The sequence below is a fragment of the uncultured Limnohabitans sp. genome (genome assembly GCF_937889215.1).
In the GTDB taxonomy this organism is placed as follows: Bacteria; Pseudomonadota; Gammaproteobacteria; order Burkholderiales; family Burkholderiaceae_C; genus Limnohabitans_A.
On record NZ_CALBEX010000147.1, the window covers coordinates 1 to 4,188 of the forward strand.

A 4,188-nucleotide genomic window follows, 5' to 3' on the forward strand; every position below is an offset into this window, starting at 1 on the left:
TCGCAGCGGGACTTGCACCCGCAGGTGTGCGCCCATGCTGGGCGCACAACAAAAAGGGTGTCCGAAGACACCCTGATTGTAGGAAGCCGTACCTGAGTTCAGGGCCGGCTCAATAAGGCGAAGCTCAAGCCTTGGCTTTGGCCTTGCTCATGGCGGACTTGACCGAAGCTTCGGCTTGGGCAGCAGCAGCCTTCATGCTGGCTTCGGCGCTGTCAGCGGCTTGTTTGGCCACTTTTTTCAGGGTTTCGGCAGCGGTTTGGCTGGCTTCGAAGGCTGTCTTGATCACGGCGACAGCGGCGTCAGAACCGGCTGGTGCGTTTTTCAGGCTGTTTTCGACCAAGCTTTTGACGGCTTGCTCGGACTCGGCCATTTTGCCTTCAACGGCCTTGGTGAACTCGGCACCGGTGCTGTTGGCGATGTCAGCAATGTGACGGCCATAAGAAACCGACTTCTCGAAAGCGGGCTGCACCAAAGCGGCTTGCACAGCCATCAGGTCTTGAGGCGTCTTGGCGGCCATCAGGGCTTGCATGTTGGAGAAAGACTCGCCCACAGCAGCTTTGCCAGCGGCCATGTTCAGTTCTACCAAGCGCTCAAAACCGGCAAAAGCGGTTTGCGACAGGTTGGCGGCAGCGGTCAGGTTGGCTTGCTGGGTGGCGGTGAATTGTTCAGCGTTGAAGTTCATGGTTGTTCCTTAGAGAAGTTTTGTTGCAATGCAGCAATTGGAACAGCATGGACCCGCCATGGCAAGGGAAAATCCGAACTTTAGAGTGCGCACTCCAAATGGGTAGTTTTCAGGCCACCACGCGCCGAATGCAATACAAGCTTCATGTGGAGGGGACAAGGCCCAGTTGATCGAAGCCCGCGCACCAGGCTCACTACACTTGAGGGCTTGCTCACACCGACCCGGACACCTTGCCGCTTATGGAACTCATCAGCCTGCTCTTCATTTTGGCCACAGGCATTCACTGGCTCAATATCCAAGGCCAGCGCAAACGCACCGCCTTGCTGGCCGAGCAATTGCGTCCCTATCATATCGAAAAGCACATGGCCCAACTCACCGGGGCCTACATGCGGGCGCTGGGCGAGACCGACTTGGCGCGTCAGCAACAAATCATGCAACTGCAAGAACAGGCCGAGCAACAAATGGCCAACGAGTTCCAAAACCTGGCACGCGAATTTGCCAAACTGCCAGCGCCCATGGCGCGGGGCTTCAAAGTGGCGCTGCCCTACATCGACCAACTTTCAGCCAAGGCCACATTTGACATGCGCCGCATGCTCGAAGTGCAAGCCCAAGGCATTGAGCGGGCGGTGAGCAACCTGCAAGGCTTGTCCACCAAAGAACGCTCGTTTCGCATGATGGGCGAGATGTTCTTGATGCAGCACACCTGCCACTGGTTTTGCCGCTCCAAGACCATCGCCTCGGCCCGCATGGTGAAACAGCACCAAACCCGCTACGAGCAAGCGCTCGAAGCCGTCAGCCCCGAAACACGCCGGGCGTACCTCGCCGTAGTGCAAAGCTGAATTCCCATGAGACCCTCAAGGCCCACAAGCCCGTAGGTCGCGGCCTTTAGGGTCCGACATGCCCCCCGTAGGTCGTGGCCTTTACGGTCCGACATTTGTGCTTTTCGCGAAGCGACTTTTCAAGCGGCGGCGGAGCACCGCGATCACGTCGGACCTGAAGGCACCGACCTACAAAACACCCACAAACCAAGGCCCCAAATCCAGTAGGTCGGGGCCTTTATGGTCCGACATGTACCCGTAGGTCGTGGCCTTTACGGTCCGACATTTGCGCTTTTCGCGAAGCGACTTTTCAAAACAAGTCACGCGCACCCAGGAGCCGCAGGCCTTGACTTCAGCCCTTGGCCCAAGCCGTGCGCAGCGCGTGGGCGCACAAGGCCACGGCCGAGTTGGCCTCTTGCAGCACCCGGCCCATGGTGATGAAGCCGTGAATTTGCCGCTCAAAACAAATGTATTGCGATGGCACACCCGCTTGGCTCAAGGCATCGGCGTACAAGAGGCCTTCATCGCGCAAAGGATCAAACCCTGCCGTCAACACGAAAGCGGGCGGCAAGTTTGCATGGCTGGTGGCCAGCTGCGGCGAAGCGCGCCAGTCTTGGGCGTCTTGATGGCCGCGCAGGTAGTTGCCCGAATACCAGGCCATGGACTCACGCGTGAGCATGTAGCCTTGACCATTGGCTTGGTAAGAAGCCGTGTCAGGTGCCATGAGGGTGCTGGGGTAAATCAGCAATTGCATGACCGGCTTGAGGCCCAGATCACGCAAGCCCAAACAGGCCGCTGCAGCCAAATTGCCGCCTGCGCTGTCGCCGCCGATGGCAATGCGAGCAGGGTCAATGCCCAAAGCGGCCGCTTGCGAAGCCACCCACTGCCAGGCCGCCACCGCGTCGTCGTAGGCCGCCGGAAATTTGTGCTCTGGCCCCAGCCGATAGTCCACCGCCACCACCACGCCATGGCCCTGCTGGCACAGGCTGCGGCACAGCACATCGTGCGTGTCCAGATCGCCAATGGTCCAGCCCCCGCCGTGCAAATAAACCAGCGCCGGGATGTCTGGCGTGGCCCCACTCGGGTGGTAAACCCGCACGGCAATGTCCACGTCCGAATGCTTGAAATGCAAGTCCTGCACGCGCCCCACCTCGGGCGCATCGGGCTGGGTGAAGGTGCGCCGCGCCCGGTAGGCGTCGCGGGCCTCGGGGGGCGTTTGTGTGTACACCGGCGGAATGCCCTTTTCGCTCAACAGGGTCATCAGGGCTTGGGCTTGTGGGTCGAGCATGGCGCACTCCGGGTGGGTTGAGGAATGCAGATTATGGTCGGACACCCGGCCCGCCAATGGGCAAATGAGCGACACCCGTTCGGTCCGCGCCATGGACCTTGGTCGCATGGCGCACATTCAAACTTTGGTTCGGTCGGGTCGTTGCCTAAAAGGTTCGGTGCCCCCCGGCACAGGTCTGGTGTTTGTGGCCTGACACGCCGCCATCGCGCGAAGAGACATTTTCAAACGCAAGATGAACAGGGCCGCATCGTCGGACCTGAAGGCGCCGACCTGCAAAAAACATCACCCCGCCAGCGCCAGCAACGCCGCTTGCGCGATGCTGTTGGCGTCCACCGAAAAGAAGCGCCGCAGTGCGGCCCGCGTGTCGCTGCGGCCAAAGCCGTCGGTGCCCAGCGTGCGGTAGCGGCGGCCTTCGGGCACGAAGGCGCGCACGCTCTCGGGCACGGCGCGCACGTAGTCGGTGGCGGCAATCACGGGGCCTTGGGTGGCCGACAACAGACTTGCCAAATGTCCAACGCCAGCGCCAACAACCGCTGTTGGACCCGCATCTGCGAGATGCTCAAGCGCCATGCCATCGCGTGCCAGTTCGCTCCAGCTGGTGATGCTCAGCACCTCGACGCCCACGCCTTGCGCGGCCAGTTGCTGCGCGGCCTTGACCACTTCGGTCAAGATCGCGCCAGAGCCGAGCAAGGTCACGCGCTGGGCAGCATCGCTGGGGCCGTACACGCCAAATCGGTAGCCTCCGCGCAACACATCGAACTCGACGCCCGCAGGCAAATCGGGCTGCGCGTAGTTTTCGTTCATCAAGGTGACGTAATAAAAAACATCAGCTTGCTGCTCGACCATCTCGCGCATGCCCGCGTCCAAAATCACCGCCAGCTCGCACGCAAACGCCGGGTCGTAGGCCTTGCAGTTGGGGATGGTGGCCGCCACCAAGTGGCTGCTGCCGTCCTGGTGCTGCAAGCCTTCGCCGCCCAAGGTGGTGCGGCCCGATGTGGCGCCCAGCAAAAAGCCCCGGGCGCGTTGGTCGGCTGCGGCCCAGATGGCGTCGCCCACGCGCTGGAAGCCGAACATTGAGTAATAAATGTAGAAGGGCAACATGGCCAGGCCGTGCACGCTGTAGCTGGTGGCCGCCGCCGTCCAGCTGGCGATCGCGCCTGCTTCGCTGATGCCCTCTTCAAGAATTTGGCCGTCGGTGGCTTCGCGGTAGCTCAGCACCGAGCCGATGTCTTCGGGCGCGTAACGCTGGCCCACGCTGCTGTAAATGCCCACCTGCTTGAACAGGTTGGCCATGCCGAAAGTGCGCGCCTCGTCGGCCACGATGGGCACGATGCGCGGGCCGAGTTGCGTGTCTTTGAGCAAGCCGCCGAGCATGCGCACAAAGGCCATGGTGGTGCTCA

The 4,188-nt window shown here is 61.3% G+C and carries 5 protein-coding genes; 2 read left to right on the forward strand and 3 right to left on the reverse strand.

Translation table 11 applies throughout. From position 1 onward, the window contains the following. Positions 1-124: 124 nt before the first annotated feature. Complete coding sequence (phaP, locus tag Q0341_RS03725) at positions 125-682, reverse strand: TIGR01841 family phasin (protein WP_299510657.1); 558 nt, start codon at positions 680-682, stop codon at positions 125-127. A gap of 239 nt (positions 683-921) precedes the next feature. Between phaP and Q0341_RS03730 the strand changes: the two genes are divergently transcribed. Continuing rightward, complete coding sequence (locus tag Q0341_RS03730) at positions 922-1,521, forward strand: hypothetical protein (RefSeq protein ID WP_299510659.1); 600 nt, start codon at positions 922-924, stop codon at positions 1,519-1,521. A 331-nt stretch (positions 1,522-1,852) separates the two neighbouring features. Here the strand turns inward: Q0341_RS03730 and Q0341_RS03735 are convergent, their stop codons facing one another. Then, the gene (locus Q0341_RS03735; RefSeq protein WP_299510661.1) at positions 1,853-2,788 is read right to left on the reverse strand and encodes an alpha/beta hydrolase; all 936 of its coding nucleotides are present in this window, start codon (positions 2,786-2,788) and stop codon (positions 1,853-1,855) included. 64 nt (positions 2,789-2,852) lie between these two features. On the opposite strand from Q0341_RS03735, the gene Q0341_RS03740 reads away from it, so the two are divergent. Beyond that, complete coding sequence (locus Q0341_RS03740) at positions 2,853-2,981, forward strand: hypothetical protein (protein ID WP_299510662.1); 129 nt, start codon at positions 2,853-2,855, stop codon at positions 2,979-2,981. Positions 2,982-3,070: 89 nt separating this feature from the next. On the opposite strand, the gene Q0341_RS03745 is transcribed toward Q0341_RS03740, so the two are convergent. Beyond that, on the reverse strand, positions 3,071-4,188 hold a 1,118-nt coding region (locus Q0341_RS03745), incomplete at its 5' end, for a transketolase C-terminal domain-containing protein (protein WP_299510664.1).

Excerpts from the sequence above, each read along its gene's own strand:
- phaP (WP_299510657.1), bottom strand. The coding sequence starts at position 682 with ATGAACTTCAACGCTGAACAATTCACCGCCACCCAGCAAGCCAACCTG.
- Q0341_RS03730 (WP_299510659.1), top strand. The coding sequence starts at position 922 with ATGGAACTCATCAGCCTGCTCTTCATTTTGGCCACAGGCATTCACTGG.
- Q0341_RS03735 (WP_299510661.1), bottom strand. The coding sequence starts at position 2,788 with ATGCTCGACCCACAAGCCCAAGCCCTGATGACCCTGTTGAGCGAAAAG.
- Q0341_RS03740 (WP_299510662.1), top strand. The coding sequence starts at position 2,853 with ATGAGCGACACCCGTTCGGTCCGCGCCATGGACCTTGGTCGCATGGCG.